The 23,854-nt window shown below is 41.4% G+C and carries 24 protein-coding genes, 1 tRNA gene and 1 pseudogene; 9 read left to right on the top strand and 17 right to left on the bottom strand.

Annotation, left to right across the window (positions count from 1 at the left end; genetic code table 11):
* Window positions 1-68 precede the first annotated feature (68 nt).
* The 10 genes from VZF35_RS22485 to VZF35_RS22440 all read right to left on the bottom strand — a co-directional run bounded on the left by VZF35_RS22485 (window position 69) and on the right by VZF35_RS22440 (window position 7,967).
* Complete coding sequence (locus VZF35_RS22485; protein ID WP_407308625.1) at window positions 69-194, bottom strand: hypothetical protein; 126 nt, start codon at window positions 192-194, stop codon at window positions 69-71.
* Window positions 195-212: 18 nt separating this feature from the next.
* Window positions 213-644, bottom strand: a complete 432-nt coding sequence (locus tag VZF35_RS22480) for a CBS domain-containing protein (protein ID WP_407308623.1) — start codon at window positions 642-644, stop codon at window positions 213-215.
* 126 nt (window positions 645-770) lie between these two features.
* Window positions 771-1,496 carry a demethylmenaquinone methyltransferase gene (locus VZF35_RS22475; protein WP_407308621.1) on the bottom strand — a complete coding sequence of 242 codons (726 nt, stop codon included), beginning with the start codon at window positions 1,494-1,496 and terminating at the stop codon, window positions 771-773.
* Window positions 1,497-1,675: 179 nt separating this feature from the next.
* Window positions 1,676-2,287 carry a TetR/AcrR family transcriptional regulator gene (locus tag VZF35_RS22470; RefSeq protein WP_407308619.1) on the bottom strand — a complete coding sequence of 204 codons (612 nt, stop codon included), beginning with the start codon at window positions 2,285-2,287 and terminating at the stop codon, window positions 1,676-1,678.
* Window positions 2,288-2,376: 89 nt separating this feature from the next.
* Complete coding sequence (locus VZF35_RS22465) at window positions 2,377-2,673, bottom strand: FeoC-like transcriptional regulator (protein WP_407308617.1); 297 nt, start codon at window positions 2,671-2,673, stop codon at window positions 2,377-2,379.
* A gap of 21 nt (window positions 2,674-2,694) precedes the next feature.
* A complete protein-coding gene (gene feoB / locus VZF35_RS22460) occupies window positions 2,695-4,785 on the bottom strand; it encodes a ferrous iron transport protein B (protein ID WP_407308615.1) in 2,091 nt (696 codons plus the stop codon).
* 77 nt (window positions 4,786-4,862) lie between these two features.
* Window positions 4,863-5,129, bottom strand: a complete 267-nt coding sequence (locus VZF35_RS22455) for a ferrous iron transport protein A (protein ID WP_407308614.1) — start codon at window positions 5,127-5,129, stop codon at window positions 4,863-4,865.
* Window positions 5,130-5,330: 201 nt separating this feature from the next.
* A complete protein-coding gene (locus tag VZF35_RS22450) occupies window positions 5,331-6,464 on the bottom strand; it encodes an MFS transporter (protein WP_407308613.1) in 1,134 nt (377 codons plus the stop codon).
* 16 nt (window positions 6,465-6,480) lie between these two features.
* Complete coding sequence (locus VZF35_RS22445; RefSeq protein ID WP_407308612.1) at window positions 6,481-7,473, bottom strand: asparaginase; 993 nt, start codon at window positions 7,471-7,473, stop codon at window positions 6,481-6,483.
* A gap of 2 nt (window positions 7,474-7,475) precedes the next feature.
* Complete coding sequence (locus tag VZF35_RS22440; protein ID WP_407308611.1) at window positions 7,476-7,967, bottom strand: HD domain-containing protein; 492 nt, start codon at window positions 7,965-7,967, stop codon at window positions 7,476-7,478.
* Between the two features lie 107 nt (window positions 7,968-8,074).
* Between VZF35_RS22440 and VZF35_RS22435 the strand changes: the two genes are divergently transcribed.
* From VZF35_RS22435 to VZF35_RS22425, 3 genes are all read left to right on the top strand, one after another.
* Complete coding sequence (locus tag VZF35_RS22435) at window positions 8,075-9,055, top strand: glycosyl hydrolase family 18 protein (RefSeq protein WP_407308610.1); 981 nt, start codon at window positions 8,075-8,077, stop codon at window positions 9,053-9,055.
* Between the two features lie 109 nt (window positions 9,056-9,164).
* Window positions 9,165-9,443: a late competence development ComFB family protein gene (locus VZF35_RS22430; protein ID WP_407308609.1), complete on the top strand. Its 279-nt coding sequence runs from the start codon at window positions 9,165-9,167 to the stop codon at window positions 9,441-9,443.
* Window positions 9,444-9,764: 321 nt separating this feature from the next.
* Window positions 9,765-10,439, top strand: coding sequence for a Crp/Fnr family transcriptional regulator (locus tag VZF35_RS22425; RefSeq protein WP_407308608.1), 675 nt, complete (start codon window positions 9,765-9,767; stop codon window positions 10,437-10,439).
* Here the strand turns inward: VZF35_RS22425 and VZF35_RS22420 are convergent.
* The gene (locus tag VZF35_RS22420) at window positions 10,436-11,290 is read right to left on the bottom strand and encodes a hypothetical protein (RefSeq protein WP_407308606.1); all 855 of its coding nucleotides are present in this window, start codon (window positions 11,288-11,290) and stop codon (window positions 10,436-10,438) included. The two genes, VZF35_RS22425 and VZF35_RS22420, sit on opposite strands and share 4 nt — an antisense overlap.
* 138 nt (window positions 11,291-11,428) lie before the next feature.
* Here VZF35_RS22420 and VZF35_RS22415 point away from each other — a divergent pair.
* Window positions 11,429-13,677, top strand: a pseudogene (locus tag VZF35_RS22415) (DEAD/DEAH box helicase).
* Window positions 13,678-13,869: 192 nt separating this feature from the next.
* On the opposite strand, the gene rd reads toward VZF35_RS22415, so the two are convergent.
* The 4 genes from rd to VZF35_RS22395 all read right to left on the bottom strand — a co-directional run bounded on the left by rd (window position 13,870) and on the right by VZF35_RS22395 (window position 17,793).
* On the bottom strand, window positions 13,870-14,031 hold the full coding sequence (rd, locus tag VZF35_RS22410; RefSeq protein WP_407308604.1) for a rubredoxin: 162 nt from the start codon (window positions 14,029-14,031) through the stop codon (window positions 13,870-13,872).
* Window positions 14,032-14,119: 88 nt separating this feature from the next.
* Window positions 14,120-14,569: a hypothetical protein gene (locus VZF35_RS22405; RefSeq protein WP_407308603.1), complete on the bottom strand. Its 450-nt coding sequence runs from the start codon at window positions 14,567-14,569 to the stop codon at window positions 14,120-14,122.
* Window positions 14,570-15,045: 476 nt separating this feature from the next.
* Entirely contained in the window at window positions 15,046-17,214 is a 2,169-nt protein-coding gene (ldhH, locus tag VZF35_RS22400; protein ID WP_407308602.1) for an L-lactate dehydrogenase (quinone) large subunit LdhH, read from the bottom strand.
* Entirely contained in the window at window positions 17,215-17,793 is a 579-nt protein-coding gene (locus VZF35_RS22395) for a lactate utilization protein C (RefSeq protein WP_407308600.1), read from the bottom strand. It abuts the gene before it with no gap.
* A 453-nt stretch (window positions 17,794-18,246) separates the two neighbouring features.
* Here VZF35_RS22395 and VZF35_RS22390 point away from each other — a divergent pair.
* The 4 genes from VZF35_RS22390 to VZF35_RS22375 all read left to right on the top strand — a co-directional run bounded on the left by VZF35_RS22390 (window position 18,247) and on the right by VZF35_RS22375 (window position 20,236).
* Window positions 18,247-18,322, top strand: a tRNA-Ala gene (locus VZF35_RS22390).
* Window positions 18,323-18,490: 168 nt separating this feature from the next.
* Window positions 18,491-18,742, top strand: a complete 252-nt coding sequence (locus VZF35_RS22385; protein ID WP_407308599.1) for a hypothetical protein — start codon at window positions 18,491-18,493, stop codon at window positions 18,740-18,742.
* A gap of 406 nt (window positions 18,743-19,148) precedes the next feature.
* Entirely contained in the window at window positions 19,149-19,928 is a 780-nt protein-coding gene (locus VZF35_RS22380; protein WP_407308598.1) for a tetratricopeptide repeat protein, read from the top strand.
* 143 nt (window positions 19,929-20,071) lie between these two features.
* Window positions 20,072-20,236, top strand: coding sequence for a hypothetical protein (locus tag VZF35_RS22375; RefSeq protein WP_407308597.1), 165 nt, complete (start codon window positions 20,072-20,074; stop codon window positions 20,234-20,236).
* Between the two features lie 143 nt (window positions 20,237-20,379).
* On the opposite strand, the gene VZF35_RS22370 is transcribed toward VZF35_RS22375, so the two are convergent.
* Complete coding sequence (locus tag VZF35_RS22370) at window positions 20,380-20,832, bottom strand: N-acetyltransferase (RefSeq protein WP_407308596.1); 453 nt, start codon at window positions 20,830-20,832, stop codon at window positions 20,380-20,382.
* A gap of 275 nt (window positions 20,833-21,107) precedes the next feature.
* Between VZF35_RS22370 and VZF35_RS22365 the strand changes: the two genes are divergently transcribed.
* Window positions 21,108-22,523, top strand: coding sequence for a two-component system sensor histidine kinase NtrB (locus VZF35_RS22365; protein ID WP_407308594.1), 1,416 nt, complete (start codon window positions 21,108-21,110; stop codon window positions 22,521-22,523).
* On the opposite strand, the gene VZF35_RS22360 is transcribed toward VZF35_RS22365, so the two are convergent.
* Window positions 22,501-23,745 carry a hypothetical protein gene (locus tag VZF35_RS22360; RefSeq protein ID WP_407308593.1) on the bottom strand — a complete coding sequence of 415 codons (1,245 nt, stop codon included), beginning with the start codon at window positions 23,743-23,745 and terminating at the stop codon, window positions 22,501-22,503. The two genes, VZF35_RS22365 and VZF35_RS22360, sit on opposite strands and share 23 nt — an antisense overlap.
* Window positions 23,746-23,854: the final 109 nt, after the last annotated feature.

Here is a 23,854-nt window from a genome sequence, read left to right as displayed (position 1 = left end):
ACAAAGTAGTGTGTGAACTAATCACAACACTACTTTAAACTCTATCAGAGATCTTTCGGTTGTCAAGATTACATTTTAGCTAGCCAAAAACCGATATAACCTACTACCACAATACCCACGACATGCAAGACCCACCAACCAGTTCGAAACGCTCCCCAAGTTCCTAAATCAATGCGATCACGCAATTCGGCCATTACGTATCACCCTTTCCTTTAGTTCCAGCTTTGGTGAGCACCTTGCGAAATATCGCTCAGGGCATCTCCTGCCTCATTAACGTGAATTCTTTCAACTGCCATATCACCTATAGCAAGAATTCCTACTAATTTGCCCTGATCAATAACAGGTAATCGTCTAACCTGATACTTTGACATTAAATCAGCCGCTTCATGGACATCTTGATCAGTAGAAACACTGACAACGTTCTTACTCATGATGTCTTGGGCCAAAGTATTTTTACAATCTTGTCCTGCTGCAATAACATTTAACACAATATCTCTATCCGTAATGATACCCATTACTTTATTGTCATCACAAATCGGAATTGATCCAACATCGTCTTTTTTCATCAGTTGAGCTACCTCAACAACCGAGGCTTTGGGTCCTACCCAATCAACAGTACTGGTCATGACATCACGAACTTTCATGCTAGTCCCTCCTAAACTTTTTTTGAACAATTTTATTATGTACATTCTTATCAAAACCATGCTTGGTTATTTAAGGAGTATTTTTAATCAAATAAAAAGAGCTGAATAACAGCTCAAAAAGAGTGGCTAACCATGTTTAGGCTTTGTCCCTGATACGATAGCTACAACACCACCTGCCAAATTTAAAAACCTTGTTTCACTGAGACCGCACTCGGAGAAGATCCTCACAAGTTCTTGCTGGGACGGAAATTCCACGGCAGAATCATGCAAGTATTGATAAGCACTTGCTTTTTTAGCCCAAATTTGGCCCATCAAGGGAACCAACTTCTCAAAGTATAACCAGTATACCTGTTTAAAACCTGGAAGGGTTGGTTTAGCCATATCTAACGAAACTACCTTTCCACCCGGCTTTACGACTCGTGTCATCTCTCGAATACCTCGCCGCAAATCCGGCAGATTACGCAGGCCCCAGCCTACGGTGACACCATCAAATGAATGATCGGGAAAGGGAAGTTCCATTGCATCCCCCTGGATAAATTGGATCGGCTTCTTTTCTTGGGATTGCTCCAGAGCATGTCGGGCCACATCAAGCATTTTTCGGGAGAAGTCTAAGCCAATCACGCTGCCTTCACTTCCTACCGCTTTACCTAGTTCTGTGGAAAGTTGACCTGTTCCGCAGCAAACATCAAGAATATTCATACCTCTTCGAGCACCTACTCGTTGAACTGCTATGCGCCGCCAACGTTTATCCATTCCCAAACTCATTAAGCTATTCATCAAATCGTAATGACCGGCAATCGTATTAAACGTCTCTCGAACATATGTAGCTTTATCTTTACCTGAAAAATCCATATGCTTTCTCCCTATCGTTTGATCATGTTCTCTATAGTATTAGACATTCCTATAAATAATACGCGATCATTTACCCATTGTCTAGGCCGCTTTGGCTTGTGCGATTAAACGAATGAAAGAGAAGGTAGGATATGCTCAGGCAGTCCTTCCTTCTCTTTCATTTTGCAATATCAAATTCATTATTTTATTAGGAGCTCAGCTTGTTGATCTTGGATCTTGAACGCACCGCACATAAGATCGAAAACAACGGCCTCCATTCCCTGCAAAGACCGTGGTTTTTTAGAAATAACCCAATCACTAATCATCGCATCGAGTGTTCCAAAAAACATCTGTCGTCCAACTTTCACATCGCTTAAAATCATGACACGCTGGTTAACACCTTCAGTTAAAACCTGTTCGATGATATGGAAATATTCCCGCAATGGCCCAGAAATAGCCTCTCTGATGTCCGGATTGGACTGCCTGAGCTCGATTTGAGTAAACATTGCTAAGGATCGATTTTCTTGCATATATCTTAAGTGAGTTCGGATAATGCACATTAATCGCTCCTGAGTAGTTTGACACTTGGCCGTTTCCTGATGAATCTCATTAATAAATTGCCCCATTCGTTCTTGAAAAAGGCTAATCAGAATGTCTTCCTTATTCTTGAAATATAAATAGATTGTTCCATCAGCAACGCCAGCTAATTTTGCAATCTTTGATATCTGACTGTTGAAAAAACCATATTCAGCGAATGCCTCTGTTGCAGCATCTAAAATCGCTTGATATTTTTCCTCACGGGGTCTACTCATTCAGAACCGGGCTCCCTTCTCACTCACAACAAACTCGCGCGACGGATACCAGTTAGATCATATCATATTTCTAAACTTTCTCAAATACTTCACTTTTGCCTGATATCAGCAAGAGATTCCCCGCGCTCGGTAAGTGCCCAGAAAGCGAATGTTTCAGAGGAAGCAAATCCACATCCTTCACAGTGACTGCCGGATTTGTTTGGACTGCAATTGTTGCCGCAGGACTGTCCATACGTCTCCCTGCGAACATAACCCATATGTTCCATTTGTTCTAACGCACTTTCAAGTTCTCTTGGCGAAGAATTCAGCTCATGCGCCAATTGAGTCATAGATAACGATTCTTTACGAGCTAAAACATTCAAGATGCTGGTCAGCAATGAACTCACCCTCCAGATGGTTTGAGTCGATTATCGAAATCCTAAAGCAAGACCTGCGTGAAAAACAATCCATCCCATAATAAAACTCAAAATCAAGTTATAAGCAACTCCAAAACCGGTCCAGCGCAGGCTTCCAGATTCTTTATACGTTGTTACTACCGATGCCAGACACGGAATGTAAAGCATGTACACTACCAGAAAAGTATAGGCCCTTAAAGGAGACATGGCCCCCGTCATCGCTTGGGCAATTGACTGCGAAGCATTGGCAGCGACACCATACAAGATCCCGAGGGTTGATAAGGTCGTTTCCTTTGCCGTAAAACCAAAAACAATGGCAACCATAATCCTCCAGTCAAAACCTAAAGGCCGCCCAATGAATGCTAACCAGCCTCCCATTTTACCGGCCCAGGTCAAGTCCATAGAAACCCCTTGGGGGAAAGAACTTAGCATCCAGACCACAATCGAAGCAGCTAAGATAAATGTCCAAGCTCTCTTAAGAAAGCTGTAAGTTTTATGCCAAGTTGGCCATAAAACATTGCGCAGAGTGGGCAGATGATATAAAGGCAACTCCATAACAAAAGCAGAACGTTCCTTTTGATTAACGACTCTTCTCATCAATAGCGCTGAGATCATAACGAGCAACATACTGATAAACAAAAGGCTTAACATGATTATTGCCCCACGAGTACCTGGAAAAAACGCTGCTACGACAGCGCTCATAACTCCTAAGCGAGGAACACAGGGGATCAAAGGATTTAAGAGCATAGTAACTAAGCGATCCTTAGGGTCTTCAAGGGTTCTTGTTGCCATGATACCCGGAACGTTACATCCAAAACTCGATACCAAAGAAAAGAAAGATTTCCCATGCAGGCCCATTAATTGCATCAGACGATCTCCTAAAAAAGCCGCCCGTGCTAAATAGCCGCTATCTTGTAAAAAAGAAAAGAAAGCAAAAAAGATGGCAATTTGAGGGACGAAAGCTAAAACTGCACCAACTCCTGCAAAGATCCCATCTCGTATTAAACTCAAAAGAAAATCAGGAGCATGGATCAATTGTAATACGTTCACTAAAAGGTCAGAGACCCAGGCCATACTTTGGGAAACAGCCTCACCTAGAGGGGCACTGGCGATAAAGGACGCCCAAAACACAAGGGCAAGAATAACGATCATGATTGGATAACCCCAGACCGGAGAAAGAATCCAACGATCTAAAGAATCCGTGCGGGTAGGTCTCTTAAGAGTTTCCTGGGTCATGAACTTTGGAAGAATCCTAGATATATAACGGTATTTAGCGTCTGCAAAAGCCATTTCGAAATGATCTTTAGTCCATCCTTCTTCCTCATATGCCTGAAGTAAGTCTTCTCCCGGAAGCTCTGTAACTTCTTGCAGTTCATACTTTAGAGCATCACCAGGATCGCAGCAAGATTCATGGTCCTTGCGACTTGAAGACTTAGCAGGAGCAATTGACTTCCACTCCTGTCCAACCTCAGGATCTCTCTCTAAGCGTTTAAGAGCCAGCCAACGCAAAGGATACCTTGAGGCCCAAGATGTTTTCTTCAACAGATCTTCCATTGCCTGAATCTTCTGTTCAAGTTCATCAGGATACGGCACTTCACTTGTTAAAGGATCATTCTCCAATGATCCAATTCTAATTGCTTCTGATAAAAACTCTTCGATGCCTATCCCTTTAGCCGCTACGATCTCTACCGCTGTTACATTTAAGGCTTTTGCCAATTCAGCGGTATGTATGATTATTCCTCCGGACTTCGCCAGATCCATCATATTAAGTCCGATAACTACACGAGGCGCTAGCTCAAGTAGCTGGAGCACCAGATAGAGATTGCGTTCAATATTGGAAGCATCGACCATGGCCATGACAACGTCCGGTTTTTCACGCAGAATATATTCCCGAGTTACAATTTCTTCTTGTGTATAAGCTGTTAAACTATAGGTTCCGGGAAGGTCAATTAATTCAATTTCACGATTGTCTCTATAAATAATCCCTGACTTACGTTCTACAGTTTTTCCTGCCCAGTTTCCAACCTGTTGATTAGACCCTGTCAGAGCATTAAAAACCGTACTCTTTCCGACATTCGGATTGCCCACAAGAGCAATTTTCATGGCAAGCCGCCTCCCCTTATAAAGCATTGATCAATATGTCTAAGCGGCAACGAGAATCAATTATCTATTTCAATCGATCAACGACTGGCTAAGGAATGTTCAATCCATTCCTGCTGTTTCTCTGAAACAATTATCTTAGCGCATTCCCCTCGGCGCATTGCTAAATAGTAGCCCTTAAGGCGAATCTGTAGTGGACCTCCCATAGGAGCACAACGGACAACCTCCAGTTCTACTCCCGGCACAATTCCCATATCCATCATCCGGCGGCGCAATGCCCCTCCACCATCAATACGCTCTACACATGCCCGTTCTCCGGGTTTTAGATCCCCAAGGTCGCGTTCCATTGTTTATCCCTCCCGACTGTTATTGATAATCATTATCAATAAAATCTTACACCTTAGTTGAGAATGTATCTCATTTGTTTATAGCATACTCCACTTTTCTGACCCTGTCAATATGGAATTAAGAGGAGCCTCCATCTATTGCCGAAGAAGGGTAAACTCTCCAAGGGCCACCTAGGCTGATACTGGACCTTGTAGGTCCATTTACTTTTTTTTCAAGAAGGTAAGCGCAATAATTACACCACCGACAGTGAGAAGAGCAGAAACTCTATATAACAAACCGATGTCACCCATTCCCAAAAGCCAACCTGCGCCTGAGGTTCCTACCATTGCACTAATTCCGAAACTAACGGCATTAAATGCTGATTGGGCGCTTCCTTGAAGATATGCCGGCAAAAGCAGATTTAAATACTCAACACCCGCTAAATAAAACAAAGCAAAACTAATACACTGAGATATTTGTAAGAGAACTATCCAGTGATAATCTTGAACGAAACTATAAAGTAGCCAGCGCAAAGCAAAAATGCATCCGGACACAACTATCAATTTTTGAGGTGGAAACCATGTCAACCAGGTATTCCCTTTACTGAATACCAGCATTTCGCTCAAGGCTGCAATCGTCCACCCTAAGCCAATCCAGAAACGGCTTGCCCCTAACGTCTGCATATGCCAGCCAAAAAAAGCCGAATAAGCGTTATACGGAATCATAAACATCATTGTAATGATCAAAAAGACAGCCAATCCGGGAGCTTTGGTGACACTGGTGAAAGGTGCAGGTTTACCGGATGCAATTGGAGTTATATCACGTGGATTGGGCAAATATTTTGCCCATAATAAACAACTCAAAAGAATAATACCTTCAATTGCCCCAAACCATGATAACTCAAAATAGGAAAAAATCAGTCCCCCCAGAGCAGCCGTTAAAGCAAAACCGAACGAACCCCAACGCCGAATTTTACCATAATCTCTGCGATCTTTTAACGTATTGAGGACTAAGGCATCTGAAAGCGGTGTAATTGGAGAGTTCGTAGCTGCATAGAAAAATAATAAACAGGCAAATGTGCTAAAATCTTTAGCTAAGGAAAATAAAAAACAAATTAGAGCTGTTAAAAATAATGCAAGCATGAGGTATTCCTTGCTGCGATGATATCGATCAGCTAATATCCCCCAAATCGTTTGAGCGAAAATACCAGCCAGTGGGCCAATTGACATTAGGCAGCCGAGCTGAAGAGTATTCATATGAGAATATGTTAAAAACAATGGTAAAAAGGGCAAATAGATACCTACTGCGGCAAAATAGAAGATATAATAACCTGCCATAACAGGATTACGTCGCATATAGTTACTCGAAGAATCAAACAAGATTAATGGCCCCATTTGTTAGAATATCTTTTAAGGTCTTTGGAGCCATTCCCTGACCTAGAGCAATACTTATGAATAAGCGAGCTTTTTCCGTCGATAAATCGGCTGAAAACCAGGCACCCACCCGTTCAAGATCTGCACCGCCACCAGGATATCCATAGATGGGAGAGGTTCGTCCAAATAAACAACGTGAGGTTATCACAACGGGAATACCCCTTTTTATCATCTCGGCCATCTCCGGCACAAGCTGGGGCGGCAAATTCCCTCGACCAAAAGCTTCAATAACTAAAGCTTCAGAGGCCTCTTGAGCTATAGCACGCAAAGTGCTTCCCGTCATACCTGTATAAACCTTACATATCCCAACCTTCGCCAGCTTTTCGGGAACTCCAAGTTTAATCGTTTGCTCCGGTTTACGATGCCATATAACCTCCCCGGTATCGATCGTTCCCAAAGCTCCTTTTTCACCAGAATTGAAAGCATCAACGTGATTGGTATGCAGTTTTCTGACATCACGAGCCGCATGAATTTCTTCATTAAGTGCAATAACGACGCCACGACCCACGGCACGAGGATCCAGAGCGATACGCATAGCGCTCCACAAATTACGGGGTCCGTCCGAATCAGTTTCTGACGCATCTCTCTGAGAAGCCGTTAAAATTACCGGTCTTGGATCTTTAATAGCGATATCTAAAAAGTAAGCAGTCTCTTCGAGAGTATCTGTGCCATGAGTAATGACAATTCCTCGTAACGATGAATCGTTGGAAAAACGCTGTTCGATGATTTTAGCTAGGTTTCTCATCTGAGCAGGGTTCATATTACAACTTGCAACATTGCTAAAGTCGCAGATATCCCACTCTGCTTGCTTCGTAAGCTCCGGAAGGCTTTCCAACAGTTCATGCCCACTTACTGCCGGAACTACCTTACCGGCTTCATCTTTTCTCATAGCAATAGTTCCGCCTGTGGCTATAAGAAGTACCTTATTCAACTCTACCCCTCCATTGATGACACTATTTTCAAGTCATAGAGAACTTTCTGAACCCGAGCAACATGAAACTTCTTGGTGATTGAATCTCCATACCAATAGCAATCCAATATATCCGCATCCTTCACCAGTTCCTCAAGAGGTGTTCCTATTTCTTCCTTTTTCGAATGATGAATAACTGCCTTAACGATCAGCTCCTGTATGTCACGTGGGAAGCTTTGTTTCTCTAGGAAGCGACGGGTTAGTTCCTCTCCTTTTGGAGCGTGATTTTCTTGTCTTCCAGTCACCCATCGTCCACTATCATGTAAGGCACACGCCAAAGCAGCCTGTTCGACATCAACCTGTCTTTTTTGCGCCAACATCCTGCCGATCTGAGCACAGCTTGTGGCATGCACTTTTTCCCAGATGATCGGGTAATCTCTCTCCATTGTTTGCAGTTCTATTTTATCCAAAATTTCATAAACATCCTGAAGTCTTTTGATAAATTCCCAGTTCAAATTATTCCATCTCCCTTCCCTTATTTTCCCACACAAAAAAGTAAGATTAATTTTCTTTTTCCTCATATCTTATCCTAAGAGTATTGCATCAAGAGGAGGAGGTCTATTTGAATCCAACTTGGACACCCATTGTGCGGCGGCTTATTGATAAGCGCGTATGGATTCTTGGCTATGTTTCTGACGATTTCCAAGGCGATTTAAGAGCCATTGACACACTCCGTCAGCAGGGATCTCACATCGACGTTTATGCCGACTTTGCCTTTCAGCTTCAGGCTGAGGGGCTGTTCACCGGTCAAATTAATAATCTCGCATTACAGGAGAGCTTAGCACAAGACATTGCTCCCCTGATACTTTTCCATAATTTTAATGGACGAATTTTCGATCCTATACCCTTACGTGCAGTCCTTTCTTCGCCAACCTCCCAGAAAAATTGCATTCATCAAATGATGAACTTACTTCCTCCCTCAGCAGCCGGTGTACACGTCGATTTCGAAGGAGTTGAAGCCTCTTACCGGATTCCCTTTTTATCATTTCTGGAATCCCTTAGAGCTACCTTACATGATAAAGGTTTGCTGTTAACCATTGCCATACCTGCTAAACGTTCCGAATGGGAGGCCCCTGGTTATGATTTCGCAGGGATAGGAAGGTTATGTGACGCAATCACCCTCATGACATATGATGAACATTTTTCAGGCGGGTCTCCTGGCGCAATTGCCAGCTTGCCGTGGATGACCCAGGCTCTTGATTATGCTATACGTTATCTTCCCCAGGAGAAAATTTTACTGGGGATACCTGCTTACGGTTACGATTGGTCCAATGAACCAACGCGCCTTGTTCCAATGCGTGATGTTCCTAATTTAGCAGCTAAAACGAATGCCCGTATTCTTTGGTCAGATACAGCTGTTGAACCTTATTTTTACTATTGGCATGGCCGAGCACGACACAGTGTGTGGTTTGAAAATGAGCTTTCCACAAAAATCCGTCTCGGCTTTGTCAAAAGTTATCGTTTGCGGGGCATTGCTATCTGGCGTCTCGGGTATGAAACGAGTCGGTTCTGGCAAGGAGTAACAAGCAAACTAAAAAAATAGAGCTTTGATCAATGGGGCATCCATTAGTGGGTGCTTCTTTTCCTCTTGTTCTTTTAGAGAATTACGCTTATTATTAAAAATGATTAGGGAAAATAAGGAGATGACAGCAATGTATGAGTTAAAGAATCATATGGAAATTGTCGTTCAACAAGCGCTCCAAGATTATTTGCGTCAAAATACAATAACTTGTTCTTGTGAACATTGTCAGGCAGATATTATGGCTTTAACGTTAAACCGATTACCAGCACGGTACTTCGTTTCTTTGCAAGGGGAGATCTTGACACAAATAGAATCTCAAGCACTTCCGGATCAAGCGCGTATCATGGCCGAAGTAGTCCGAGCTGCTCAGCAAGTTAGTGCCACTCCTTCGCACCCCAATAACCAATAAGCTTCAGCAACAATTAGCATAAGCCTTTGGAAAATAAGTTGCCTTACATTTATACCGAATTGATGATAATGATTACAACTAAGAATAAAATAACAAATAAGGTTACTACTCGAAAGGGAGTATTAACAACAGATCGAATACGAACGAGGGTAAATTCATTTCCGAGCATACGCATTCCTCCCATATCAGTGTATGCCCTTCTTTCGTTTTCAGTGATTCTTATTACATAGCGATTGAAAATCTCTCCTATATAATTATAACATGTTTGATTCTGTATCAGATAAACAAGTTCGGAGAGAACTGCTGAAATGAGGTCTTATCATGCTAACACCTGAAGAACTTCTGCGTTTTTCTCTGTTCTCATCTTTAAGTGCAGAAGATGTCACTCCTCTCCTCCCTCATTTCCAAGAACGACGTTATCGTCGGGGACAGCTCCTATTTGTTGAAGGAGAGATAGGATCATGTGTATATTTTGTGCATTCTGGTCAAGTCAAGCTCAGCAAGTCAACACCAGAAGGTGATGAACAAATTCTAGATTGGTATGGACCCTATGACAGCTTTGCTGAAGTTTTACTTTTAGAAGCCGGTCCTTACCCAGCAACAGCTGAAGTTCTCCAAGATAGTACTCTTTTTGTTTTACATAATGAGATCATGCCACGAATCCTTGAGGTAAGTCCCTCACTTTCTTTAGCCCTTATCCGGACACTAAGCCGCCGCTTAAGGCTTGCTCAAGAGTTCATACGTATATTAACCAACCGTTCTACAACAGGAATTCTAGCCGCGCTTTTTCTACGACTTGCCCAACCTGCACCCGGCCCTGGGAAACCTATTTATATTGATGCCTCTCTCACCCACCGTGACCTTGCAAGCATGATTGGTACAAGCCGAGAGTGCGTCAACCGGGCCATCAACGGTTGGAAGAAAGCAGGCATCATTAAACTGACAGATGATCGGTTGGAGATTCTTAAGCCTTATGAATTAGCCGACTGGCCCTAATCAATTCCTACGTCTTTCGAACTCTCAGATTCAAATTGGCTAATAATATGCCAACATTCAGCCCAGCTTATATTCAATTGACGGCGCCAAAAGATCATAGCGGCTCGTGTTTTTTCGTTTACTTTATCGCTGAGCATACTTTGATTGGGAATCTTACCTCCCCAGGCTTTAACCCATTCAAGGTAACATTGAATCAGTTCCGTAGATTGGCGCTTTAAATAGCGAATTGCATAGATACTGGAAAGCCAATGGATCGTCTCCTCATCAACTCCCCGTGTATATACTTGTCCATCGAGATCCACTCCGGCGATAATCAGAAGCAGGCAAAGAAAATGCAATCGAACTGCCTGACGCAATGATTCAGGATTCAATTGGAGGATTTCTGCTAACCTCCCTAAAGGTTTAAGGAAGAGTTTTACACATGGATCACGATAGGTACAAATCCCAAAAGCTGATAGAGAAATCGGAAAAATGTCTTCCAATCCGCTCTCTTGTAATTGATCCATTAATTCTCGTTGGGTCTGAACCAAGCGTTGTTCTCTAATCATCAGCTGGTCGGTTGTTTCTTTTAAGAAAGCTTCGGCATCCCTGGGGCGTTCAGGAAGTGAGTCTGACCATTCCCGCAAACGCGAACGCCTTGGCATCAAAAGATCAATCATTGATCCAGTTTCTTGATGTAATCGCTTAAATCCCTGACGCAGACTCTCAGGATCTCGGTATAACCCCCGCATCAACGTTTCAGCTGCACGGGGAATTTCTAAAGATTCCTCAAACTTGACAATCGCTGCTCCGTTTCGCTCAGGAAACTTGAGTCCCATAGTCTGCTCTATCTCTAATCTCAGCGAAGACACACCAATCCCTCCTTGCCTTGTCTCTTGTTTCATCATATGGATTCTGGTGCTAATTCAGACCATCCCTTGCTTAAAGTTGACCATCAATATCCCTTTTGTTAAAATAAGTAAAATTACATCAGAAACGAGCTGACTAACATGTCTGAGCGCACCTATCACGAATATACCCTTGACCCATTTCAAGAAGAGGCCTTAGAGGCTATTGATGCTGGAAAATCGGTTATTGTGGCAGCACCCACTGGCACCGGCAAAACGCTAGTGGCTGATTATCTCATCGAAAAAGCAATGAGCGAACATCTAAAAGTTATCTATACGGCTCCGATAAAAGCCTTGAGCAATCAAAAATATCGTGATTTTAAAGCTCAGTTTGGGGAAAACTCCGTAGGCATTATGACTGGGGATGTCGTATTAAATCCGACTGCCCCCCTTCTTATTATGACAACAGAAGTTTTTCGCAACCAGGTAATTACTGAAGACCCCAATCTTGAATATGTTTCACACATCGTCTTTGATGAAATTCACTGGCTTAACGACGAGGAACGTGGGACTGTCTGGGAAGAGTCGATTATTCTTGCTCCGTCAAAGATGAAGATTCTTGGTTTAAGTGCCACCATTGCTAATGCCCGGCATTTAGTTGATTGGATCGAATCTATTCGCCATGAAGAGGTCGCCTTAATAGAAGAAACCAAGCGGATCGTACCACTGGAGTATTTTTACTATACCAAAGACACCGGACTCGTCGACTATGATCACTTATGGCGTTATTATCGCCAACAATTAAAGAATAAAAAAAATGATGAAAACCCTTTCAGCGCTACAACTCATTTAGACCTCATCCGTACAATCCAGCGCAACAATCTCCCAGCACTTTTCTTTGTTTTCAGTCGTAAGCAATGTGCTTTAAAAGCGATGGAATTAGCTACCATAGCCAATTATCTGAAAGCTCCGGAACGGCGAATTGTTGAAGATAAATTCCTTCAGTACTTTGGTCCGGAATCCGATTGGTTTCCATCGACTCGACAACTAAAACGTTTATGTTCTAAGGGAATTGCCTATCATCACGCAGGCTTGCTTCCTTCTCAAAAAGTAGTTGTCGAAGAACTATTCTTAGAACGACTTATCAAAGTACTTTATTGCACCGAAACATTTAGTGTGGGAATTAATTATCCGGTTAAAGCTGTCTGTTTTGATTCTTTAAATAAGTATGATGGCCGCAATTTTCGGCCGTTAGCTAACCATGAATTTTTCCAAATGTCTGGACGTGCCGGACGTCGGGGCATTGATAAAAAAGGGTATTCATTTGCTATCGTGGACTTGGCTTTCATGGAAAAAAGCCCTCCCCCAAATTTCAGTTGAACAGACTTGAGCCATTAACAAGTCAGTTCCGCCTAACCTACAATACTGTATTAAATCTCACTTCGACTCTAACACCTGAACAAATTGAGACATATTTTCAAAAGAGTTTTGCCGCCTATAGTTACCGATTGAACTCTGATCAGCTTCACTCCGATTTGGCCCATATCGAACAACAACTCGAAGGGGCCAAAAAGAACTTATGTGAGGAAGTTGGATCATTTAAATGTCCCATTAAACATCTGCCCAAGCAAAAAGAGCTAGAGCGGCTTCGCAGAGCGTATAAAGCTTTAGGGCCTCGTAAACAAACCCGCTCCTATGGGCGAGAAATGGCCCGAAAGATTCGATCATGGGAGAAACTATTGTCTCAAAGCCCCAAAACTTGTCACTCTGAACAGCTTAATTATTGCAAAAACCAAAGCAAAACCTTCCTTGCTTTAAATCAACAACACAAAGAACTTTTGACTGCGCTGGAAGCCCTACCTGAAGAAAATGCTTTTCTGCATGAGTATGAATACAAAAAAAACCATCTTCGTCAAATTGGTTATCTGCGCGCCGATGAGTTATTGCCTCGAGGAGCATGCGCCAGCCGTATCTATGTCCAAGAACTCCTCGTGACTGAATTGATCTACTCCGAGGTTTTTACCCAGCTTGATGATGATCAGCTCAACGCCTTACTATCAAGCATTGATTTTGAAGCTCGGAAAAATGATTACTTTCAACGAACTACGGTCTTTGATTCCACACCTATTATGGAAATCATCGCTTACATTCAGAGTATATGCGGAGAAGATTCAGTGCGATATGATGCTCGCGTCTCAGGAATTACCTATGCTTGGAGTCAGGGCCAACCTTTTGCGGAAATTCAAACGATGTGCAATCTCGACGAAGGAGATATCATCAGTGTCTTCCGCCGGACAATTGACCTCTTGCGCCAAATGCGCGACGCTGTCAGCGATTCCGTTTTGAGATCCCGCCTTAAAACTTGCATGGACAAATTAGATCGAGATGAGGCCGCAATTATGGAACTGTAACCCGAACTAGGGAACAAATATGGCCTGAGAATAAAAACGGTGATTGCCTTAAAAGCAGTCACCTGTTTAACTTAGTGAATCAATAATATTAAATAATTGAGATTATAGAATAACAAGGGGATGGAATAAATAGCTTATTACATCCCCTTGTTGTGTATAGACCTTTTGACAAAGCTCGACTAAATTGTTACCTTAATCAGCAACTTCGAACTCACTTTTACTTACACCACAAAGTGGACATACCCAATCATCCGGAATATCCTCAAAGGCGGTTCCTGGCTCAATGCCGGAATCCGGATCTCCAACTTCGGGATCATAGACATAACCGCAAACGCTGCATACATACTTTTTCATTAAAATACCTCCAATTTTAGTCTTGTAAATAAACATTATCATTTTATCATTATTATTTAAAAATCGCTACTTAAGATAGGCCTTATAATTAAGTTAGGAACCCTCCGTCTAGATCTATATGATAGTTTTTAGAAACATAGTCTAAAAATTCCTCGACACAGTGACAAGGCTCATGATGATCGCAAAATCCTACCTCAAGTTTTCCAATTAAATGATGGTGCAAAATATGTACATTAACATATAAGTGACATACCCTTTCATTGACCGTTAGATAATGTTTTGCAGCAAAATAGAATAAAGCGAGAAGAGCCAGGCTTAATATCACTCCAATATTAGGTATCATCCAAGGAATGCTTATGATACCTGCCCCAATGATCAACAATATAAGCATTCCGATTACTTCTTGGATCTTAGCACTTTTCCATTCATAATAACGCCTAAGAAATTCATAGAATAGTTGAGCAATACGTGCCGAAGGTACCGGAAGATTTAGAGGTGATGTTGTTTTTGGGAATATAGGTTGGCAATGTATTCCCAAACTTATCCTCCCTTTCATGTATAATTCATGATTTTTAGTAAACCGGAATAGTAACTAATATTAATTATAAACGCTATTATTCTACTTTCTCCCTCAAATTCCTTCCGGGACTTAGAAGTTCCCCAAGATCAAATATGCTATACATACATAAAAAAAGCCCCTGAGAAATTTCTCCTCGGGGGCTTCAACCATAGCTCCCAGTAATTGCTATACGACTCACTCTGTTTTGCAGAGGTGCAATACTGAGATTTCTTTTCTCATATGCTGCAGCACTTGAGAAAAAGAATGACTTCCCTGGAAACATCGATCTAGGAACTGAAGTTATCTTTGTCCATGCGATTTCGCTCGCTTTCGAGGCTAATACCTAGCCTGCTTTTTCCGAACAAAGTATCCATTTCCAGATTATTACTTCGTGGTGCAGACGATAAAATCCTTGGAAGAAAAATATAACTTTTTCGCAAATACTGTTGAAGAAACTACTTCTTGCTCTTTTTAGGGGCTTTCTTTCGTTTTTCTAAGAGAAGCTCAGCTGTATGAATCACCTTAATGTCAGGATTGCGTTTATCTAAGCCACCCGAGATTTGCATTAAACATCCTGGGCAATCAACTGCAACAACGTCAGCTCCCGTAGCCTCAATGTTAACAAGCTTTCGTTCCAGAATAGGCCCAGAAAGCTCTGGAAACTTAATTGAGTATGATCCTGCAAACCCGCAACAACGATCTGACTCTTTCATTTCTACGAGTTGAATCCCAGCCGTGTCGCTTAAGAGTTTCCTCTGTTCAGCGTAAACTCCCATTTTTCGTTTTAAGTGACAGGAATCATGATATGTTACTTTAAGAGGAACGCCATCTCCCCCAGGATTCAGGCCGCCTAAATCCGAAAGCAGCTTAGAGAAATCACTCGATTTCCGGCTCAATTCTACAGCACGTTTGGCTAAGGCCGGGTCATCATGAACAAGCTCCTGAAAACTCTCTTTTAGTGCATGGGTACAAGTAGGGCAGGCACTAACCACGTAGTCAACATTCTCCGCTCCAAGGGCTTCAATGTTCATGATTGCCAGTTTTCGGGCATTATTCCGATCACCCATATAGGTCGCCGGAGCTCCACAGCAAGATTGTCCCTCTGGAAATACAACTTCATAGCCTTTTTCATTGAGAGCACTTATAACTCCTTCGCCAATCCTAGGATATACAAAGTCAATTAAACACCCTCCAAAAAAGGCAACCTTTCCTTTCGGTTTCTTAATATCCTGTTTAATAGTTTTAAACACATCACGAAATGGTATATCTGCAACCGCCGGTAAACTTTTCTTTTCAGTCATCCCCGATAAAAATAACGGCAAATGACGAATAACTGGCTGACCTTTAGAAAATGGTTTCTGTGCTTTGGATGCAACACGTAATAATGAATGGAACAAGCGCCGATTTGAGACAACATCTAGAGCGAATTTTTGAGTGAAAGGAAGCCCTTGTTTTTCCCCCATGCGATTGCGCAATTCCAAAATCATTTCAGGAATATCCAAGTTCCCTGGACAAACTTCAGCACATTTTCCACATTGGAGACAGAGGTTTTGAGGATTTTTGGCATCGTTTTCCGAGTTTAAAAAATTGGTCAAAATGGTGCCGATTCCGCCGGTATAGATATGCCCATAGACATGTCCGCCTACGAGTTGGAATGCAGGACAGACATTAAGACAGGAGGCGCAGCGTATACACTGAAATGTTTTTTTAAATTTAGGATCGTTATACATCTCGCGGCGCCCGTTATCCATAAGGATAATGTGGAACTCCTTATCCTTAACAGTTCCATCCGCATAGTATGCAGGAGTAGGGCCGGTAACCATAGATACATAACTTGTAATCTGTTGTGCCGTCGCACTTCTGGGCAAGGCCTGCAAAATATGCGTAGCATCTTCAAACTTAGGGACGAGTTTTTCTATACCCACAAGAAAAACATGAACCGGAGGCAATGTGGATGTAAGCCGCCCATTGCCCTCATTAGTAACCATCATTAAGGTACCCGTTTCGGCAATGGCCATGTTCGCCCCGGAAATCCCCATATCTGCTTCAAGAAATTTCTTGCGCAGTTCTTCCCGAGCTGTTTTAACAAGTTCAGTAATTACGGGCTGACTTAGCTTATGTAAGTGTCCCGAAAAAACATCAGCCACCTCTTCTTTTGTCATATGAATAGCAGGCATTACCATGTGTGATGGATGTTGCCCGGCTAGCTGAAGTATCCACTCACCCAGGTCAGTTTCCTGAACATCTATTCCTTGTGCCATGAGCGCTTTATTAAGCAAAATTTCTTCAGAGGCCATGGATTTTGATTTAACAATACGTTTAACACCTTGTCGTTTTGCTAATTCGCTAATATACTTTTTGGCGTCCTCACCTGTGGCAGCGCGATAAACTTTAGCTCCCCTGGCAGTGGCCGCTTTTTCAAATTGATCGATCATCTCATCAAGGTGACTCGCGGCATAAGATTTGACCTTAACAATATTTTCTCGAATGGACGGGAAATCATATCCCTCATACGCTTTTTCACGTGCAGCACTATAAGCATCTCCAAAACGACCCAAAGCCCCTCGGAGAACATCATTCCCGAGAGCATCAGAAATTTTCTTTTTGAATTGTTTATCTGCCATTTAGGCCACTCCCTCTCCCTGTTCATCAACAAAGACAACAATAAGCTGTTTAGCCCCATGAACTCCAATCGTTAAAACCCGTTCAATATCAGATGTTCTGCTAGGTCCTGTGATAAAACCCACAAATCCAGGAATTTTAGGAAGTGAATGAATTGTTGACATTGTTTCTGCTAAACTCGGCAGGAGTGTCGAAGTCCTAACCACAGCAACATGAATCGGGACGAGTGTAGAACATAAACGTTGGTCGACATTAGCATCTTCATCTGCCTGTACCAAAGTGCCCAATTCAGCAATCCCGTAAGAAACTTGAGTGATTCCAGCATGAGCATCCGGTGTAACTTCTCGAAAATGGTCGCACATAACCTTTATGTCCATAGACGTTAATTGCTGTATAAAATTCCCTTTTCTGGAGACTTCCCCTTCTAGAAGGGCGACATTCTGAACACCTTTTTGTTTTAAGACAGTTCCAATAAGTTTTCCCGCTTCCTTTTCCGTTTGCACGCGATAACATTCCCCAGACACCGCTTCTAGTTTTGCTTTAAATCTTTCATATAATTCAGCAGAACGAGCATTTGCCATAGAGGCATCCTCCTCAAAAATAATTTCAATTCTCTCTTAGCTTGATTTAGACAAAAAAGAAGAATTCGATGGTCAGACCATCATACCACTATTGTAAAATATCTGCCTTCAAAATACAATATGTACTGGTCAAAAATTGCAAATATTATGATTAAGATTGTTCTCATTCATTCTTATTAACTTTGCTAAGAAAACCTGATTAAACTAACGTATTTTTTTCCGTGGAAGATCAAATTTAAATCCTCTATTAAATTACACATTGATTTTCGACAAAGTTTGCGTTATGTTTAAACCAGTAAAGTCTAGTAGACTTCACTCTCTGGACCTTGCGCAGATGAGGATTTCTGGACGCGGAAATCCTCCGGCCAATTTTCAGATATTCAAAAAGTAATTTTGATATATGATCTAAAGTACTTGCATTTTTTAACCTTTGGATTATAATAAATAATTATTGGGGGTATAGCTCAGCTGGGAGAGCGCTAGATTCGCATTTTAGAGGCCAGCGGTTCGATCCCGCTTACCTCCACCAAAAAAGCCTTAATAGAAGCGGGTTTGAGAGAACACCGCTTCTATTTTTTCAGCAAGTATGTGTTATGGAAAATGCACAAAAAGTTTCTCACAAAATAGGCAAGGAAAGATGCATAACTACCCAACTCTAGCACATAATAAGTTCATCACATTTTAGGAGATGAGCTAAATGAAACGTGTCAAAGTTAGTATTGCACTTATAACAATGTTTGGTCTACTATTAGGAACAGCTGGTGTCGCCAGCGCTCAAACCGCTTCCCCAGTGCATCATGCCAAAATTTCACAAACCTCAACAAAAAGCACACATCATCAGGCTAAAAAATTGACTAAGAAGACGGTCCAGAAATCGGCTAAAACAGCCAAAGTTACTACAACTAAGTTACAGGCAAAGAAATCTACTGCTCATATAACACATACCTGATACATGAAAAGGCCCCCGGCAAATTGCAAATTGCCGAGGGCCTTTTCATGTACAAAAAAAAATCCCCTCGCTTAGAGAGGTATAAAAAAGGAAGGAGGAAAATGAAGAAAACACTTTTATGTAAACCGCTAAGCTAGCGAGAGTTATCCACTAAAATTATCATAAACTATATTCATTATCCAACCATGAACTTTGTGTGAAGAATATGTTAAACCTTATAATGGTAAAATTGGCCTGGTGTTATACCAGTTCAGAAAAGTATCAACTTCTGAAAAGTCTCATTGGGTAAGGATGCGAGACAAAAGTCTTAACTCAGGGAAATCATCCCTGGGTTATTTTCACCTTCTTTTGAGTGCATGGTCTATTTGTCTGAAGACTCTCGTAATATATAAAAAGGGGGGGTGGAATGCAAGGTGTACAAGTTGATTTAGAAGTACTTTACGTCCAAAAGATCTATTTCTTTATGTTCTTATCAACCTTAACACTATTTGGTTTTGTTTTCGCCCTCTGGAGATTCGGATTACGAATTGGGCTGCTCACACTGGCAAGTGGCCTTGTCACATCATATTTTGCGATGGTAAAGAAAAAAGCCTTTGCCCCTCCCGAGAAAAAAATCACCGCCCGGCGCATGGCCCATACCATTTCGCAAGACACCAGTCCGTTGTCCCTTTCTCGTTTTGCCAGCCAACTTTACTATTATTTTCACGAACCAACTCAGGCAATCTCACTACTTGAAAAATTTCTTCCATGTCACGACCCTTTGCTCTGCACTACCCTTTGTGACATTCTTCTTAAAGAAGGCAAAGCTAAACGAGCACTTTACATCATTCGAGATAACCCTCATTCACAAATAGACCCACTCATGCTTGCCACCCAAGGAATTGTCCTCCAAAAAATAGGTAAAGTCCCTGAAGCGATTAAAATGTTGGAACGCAGTTTGTGCTCTGCGAAACGAAACGGATTTCCGGACAATGGTGCCCACTGGTTTACAAAGAAATTATTAATATTCGGCTATACTGCCAGTATTCATCATGCTTTAGCTGATTGTTACATGATCATGGAAGACGCCTCAAAAGCAAAACGACATTACTGGGCGGGAAACCTATTGCTCTTTGATGTTTCACTATGGCGTTATTACCAACCCGAACCCATTGATTCTGCAAGAAACTACAATAATTCTCTTTAATTCTTCATTCTTTCTATTTAAATTCAGCATCCGGCTCCCAATTGCAACAGAATTTTTAAAAGTATTTTTTTATAATAAGATTGAGGTTGGACATTATGGCAAATTGAGACAATACTAATCAGGTTTCGAATGGAGGGTGAAAAATGTTGTCAACTCATGCAGATGATATTCTAGGATTTATACGCGAATTCGAAATTTCCTCCCGTGAATTTCTTCAGTCCAAAGGATTAAGTGAATATGAGATGACCAGCGCCTACCTAGACTTTCAGTGGAAATTCCTTCGAACGATACTCCAGCAACATTCTTAAATGGTCATCATCAACCTTAAAACTCCTTCAAAATCAGGCCAATTATAAATATAAAGAATAAACCCTATATCTAAAAAATCCATCGCTAATCAACTAGCGATGGATTTTAACGTTGTATTTGCCTAATTAGACTTAAGTGATTCTTACAACATATGACTAACAGCTATTTCGTCACAATTTGGGAATTTAATACAATTTATACATTCTGTCCAAACTTTTTGAGGCATCTGATCTTTACTAACCTCTTCATAACCACAGTATCTAAAGAATTCCCGTTGATAGGTTAAAGCAAATAGCCGAGAACAACCCAATTCTCTAGCCTCGTCTTCTAAGGCTTTTACAATCTTGGTCCCTATCCCCTTTCTTTTATGATTATTGGAAACAGCCAAGGCGCGTATCTCAGCTAAATCACTCCATAAAATATGAAGTGAGGCGATCCCTACTATTTGACCTTCTTCCTCCGCCAACATAAATTCACGAATATTCTCATAGAGCATATTCCTTGATCGCGGAAGCATCAGTCCTAGTTCAGCATTACTATTAATTAACGACATCATCTCTTCTACATCGGCTATCTTTGCCTTACGTAATTTCATGACTGTGTCTCCTTTCTCTCTCGCATAATTATACAACAAACATTATATTTTTTCATCTTAAAATTTAGCATAGACTAAAGCTGACTTAATAGTCGGCTGAATTTGTCGAATACTTTTTTCCTTACTTGTTCTAACTATGTTTGTATTCAGAGGGTTTTTGACACTTACCACCAAATTATATCAGAGAAGACGTCTACTTATTCTTACAATTTTCTACGCGTTATTATGATACACTATTTCAGGGTTGATTGTTAATTCTGGAAGGAGATTTGATTGTGTTTTCGCTTCAATTTCGCATACTCCATCGTCATAGCGCCTTACTAATCCTATCTTTCCTTCTTATACTAGACATCTTAATTATTTCCGCATTGACACTTAACATTATCTTTGATTCCATTCTTGTCATTCTGCCTTTTGTTGGAATCATTTTATGGTTTAATCTCTGGGCAACCGCCTGGGGTAAAGCCTGGATCTTAGCTACAACCCTTCTTTTAGGGTTTGCATTGGTTTATTATAAGGCTCCTTCGCTTCGACTATATTTAGTACATGTCTTTTTCTTAATTTTTATGCTTGCAATGATGTATCTCTATGATCGAAACCAAATTCAACAAAAAAGGCTCCACCAACGTCATCTTAAGGCAATACAAGTTTTACTCCATCAAAAAACTACGATAATTCCAACTGTAGACTACACACGCCAAGCCATCATGATCCTTGCTAATACAGGAATTATTCTAGAATCTAACCATCTTTCCAATCTTCTTTTAATGCTGCCCGAATCCTCATTAGTCGGTCATCCCATTTCGGAAATTTTAGGTATTCTTCCCAATGGTCAGTCGACCACCACCCGAGAGTATGGAGAATTCACCTGGAAAACTCCCCTCGACGATATTAAACACTTACGCTTTCAAACACAGCCTCTGCTTGATCATGACAGGCCATACGGAATTCTTTTAACTCTCTTCGATATCAGCGAAGAAAAAAAACGCTCGGAAGCGTCTGTACAATATGCTAAACTTTCTATTATTAATCAGGTATCCGCAGGCTTGGCACATGAAATCCGCAACCCTCTGACGACAATAAAAGGGTTCATGCAATTAATCACACCCGATCAATGGCCTGAATCGTTTCGCCCTTATCAACAATTATTACTTGATGAAATCCAGACCATCGATCAAATCCTCAATAAATTTGTTTTGACAACGAGTCCTTCAGCCCCTCAGCTAAAGCTCATAAATCTAACAGAAACCCTCCAAACTATTGCACAAACCATTGAACCATTCAGCCAAATTGAAAGAGTTACAGTTATTCTTGATCTCACCTTAGAACCGGTATATGTCCTGGGCGATCAAGAGCAACTTTCTGAAGCATTTCTTTCTTTGTTAAATAATGCTATTGAAGCTTCTCCTCAGGGTGGAATGGTGACCATCCGTCTTACTGTTTATGATCAATACGTTAGAGTCAGTGTTATTGACAATGGTCAAGGGATTCCAGAAGACCTTCGTCAGCGTGTACTTGATCCATTTTTCACCCAAAAAGAAGGGACTGGGCTTGGACTTACTATTGCTCAAAGGATCGTACTTGCGCATCACGGCAAGTTGCATTTTAAAGATTCTTCCCATCTATGTGGAACAGAGGTGATGATCGATTTACCTCGTTTAGAAGATTTCACAAATAGTCTTTCGGCGTAAGGGATTGATTGAATGGGGCACGACAGTTGATTTCGTAAATGCCCTTTTCTTTCCAATTTTCCGGTAAAGTCCAAATCGGAAAATTATCGATATTATTGATCCAACAATACCATCGCCTAAGCTCATCCTCCATACCAAGAGTTGTTAGCCAATGTATTCGACCGTCCCAAACTAATGAATTCCCAGATTCGTCCTTAGCATTCGTGAGCAAAAGACTTCGTTCCAATACGCTCGATAATATAATACTTCGGGCAGCCTTCATAAGCGGCTTTTCAAAAATCGGACAAACAACACTCAACTGTCCATTACCTTGAAAATAATACCACTGTTCTAACTCCAGCACTGAGTTTTCACACCGTTCTTTAGGAAGCCATGGCCAAGGCCAGGGACTTCCCCAAAGGGATTTTAAGACACCCTCGCCCTCATGAAGCCATAGAGCGAGCAGATCCTGTGAACGAAGTTTTCCTTCATTCTCGAGTGATTCTAGATGTTCTAAAATATTGTAGATGGCCATACAAAATTCGTTGTTTATAGATCCAGAGGCGTCTACCCATCCCTGCTTTTGCCACTTTGCAAGCAGGTTATGATCTTTTAACCACTTAAGCTTACTGCTTAGTTCGAATTTTTTGCCATTACGGCGAACTTCCGCTATCTCGAAATTTCCCCAAAGAAAGGCTATATGCTGTTGTTTAAATTCCACATGTATTCTTCGATAGCTTAATTCTGCGAAGAATTTATTAATAATCATTAGTTGTTGTCGTGCAACAGGGTTTAGCCCTTGACCCCATCGTACCCAGTCTGGACGCTCTTCACCTATGGAATATCGCGGCTGGATACTGTGACGTTCCTCTGGTATCAAATATAAACTGGGAGTGAGCCTTTCACGCCAGTAGACGGCCCTAGCAGAAATACTACCACCAATCTTAGAAATACTTTTTAAGAACGCCATTGAAAAATCAGGGGCAACATAATAAATAATTGTTTTGGCACCATTACTTAGCCTATTTCCCCATAATACCCCTGCAAGTAAAAATTCTTCTTCTCGTAAAATTGAAGAACTGGCAATAATGCCAACTCTTAACGTCGTCTCTCCACCCATAAAATAGGAGTATTGGGTTGGGAGACGATTTGCTTTCTTTTTGTCTTCAGGGCATTCCACCCAATTCTGTGCAATAAACACCTCTGGATGAGCTTCCCAGATCGTATGCCAGGTGATACTCACAATGAACCTCCCTTAGCTTTTCTCCCTTAGCATGTTTACGCACTGAAAACGAAATTCATGACAAATTCTTCGAATACTTATCTTGAATATATTCTATGGGAGCATTATT

This window comes from Desulfosporosinus paludis, assembly GCF_045689965.1.
Taxonomy (GTDB): Bacteria; Bacillota; Desulfitobacteriia; order Desulfitobacteriales; family Desulfitobacteriaceae; genus Desulfosporosinus; species Desulfosporosinus paludis.
This window is presented reverse-complemented; position numbering and strand designations above follow the sequence as displayed.

What these genes read in the sequence shown, in the direction of transcription:
- VZF35_RS22450 (WP_407308613.1), bottom strand. Translation starts at nt 6,464, where the DNA reads ATGCGACGTAATCCTGTTATGGCAGGTTATTATATCTTCTATTTTGCC.
- VZF35_RS22485 (WP_407308625.1), bottom strand. Translation starts at nt 194, where the DNA reads ATGGCCGAATTGCGTGATCGCATTGATTTAGGAACTTGGGGAGCGTTT.
- VZF35_RS22430 (WP_407308609.1), top strand. Translation starts at nt 9,165, where the DNA reads ATGTATGAGTTAAAGAATCATATGGAAATTGTCGTTCAACAAGCGCTC.
- ldhH (WP_407308602.1), bottom strand. Translation starts at nt 17,214, where the DNA reads ATGGCAGATAAACAATTCAAAAAGAAAATTTCTGATGCTCTCGGGAAT.
- VZF35_RS22395 (WP_407308600.1), bottom strand. Translation starts at nt 17,793, where the DNA reads ATGGCAAATGCTCGTTCTGCTGAATTATATGAAAGATTTAAAGCAAAA.
- VZF35_RS22370 (WP_407308596.1), bottom strand. Translation starts at nt 20,832, where the DNA reads ATGAAATTACGTAAGGCAAAGATAGCCGATGTAGAAGAGATGATGTCG.
- VZF35_RS22425 (WP_407308608.1), top strand. Translation starts at nt 9,765, where the DNA reads ATGCTAACACCTGAAGAACTTCTGCGTTTTTCTCTGTTCTCATCTTTA.
- VZF35_RS22480 (WP_407308623.1), bottom strand. Translation starts at nt 644, where the DNA reads ATGAAAGTTCGTGATGTCATGACCAGTACTGTTGATTGGGTAGGACCC.
- VZF35_RS22455 (WP_407308614.1), bottom strand. Translation starts at nt 5,129, where the DNA reads ATGGAACGCGACCTTGGGGATCTAAAACCCGGAGAACGGGCATGTGTA.
- VZF35_RS22475 (WP_407308621.1), bottom strand. Translation starts at nt 1,496, where the DNA reads ATGGATTTTTCAGGTAAAGATAAAGCTACATATGTTCGAGAGACGTTT.
- VZF35_RS22375 (WP_407308597.1), top strand. Translation starts at nt 20,072, where the DNA reads ATGTTGTCAACTCATGCAGATGATATTCTAGGATTTATACGCGAATTC.
- VZF35_RS22470 (WP_407308619.1), bottom strand. Translation starts at nt 2,287, where the DNA reads ATGAGTAGACCCCGTGAGGAAAAATATCAAGCGATTTTAGATGCTGCA.
- feoB (WP_407308615.1), bottom strand. Translation starts at nt 4,785, where the DNA reads ATGAAAATTGCTCTTGTGGGCAATCCGAATGTCGGAAAGAGTACGGTT.
- rd (WP_407308604.1), bottom strand. Translation starts at nt 14,031, where the DNA reads ATGAAAAAGTATGTATGCAGCGTTTGCGGTTATGTCTATGATCCCGAA.
- VZF35_RS22380 (WP_407308598.1), top strand. Translation starts at nt 19,149, where the DNA reads ATGCAAGGTGTACAAGTTGATTTAGAAGTACTTTACGTCCAAAAGATC.
- VZF35_RS22385 (WP_407308599.1), top strand. Translation starts at nt 18,491, where the DNA reads ATGAAACGTGTCAAAGTTAGTATTGCACTTATAACAATGTTTGGTCTA.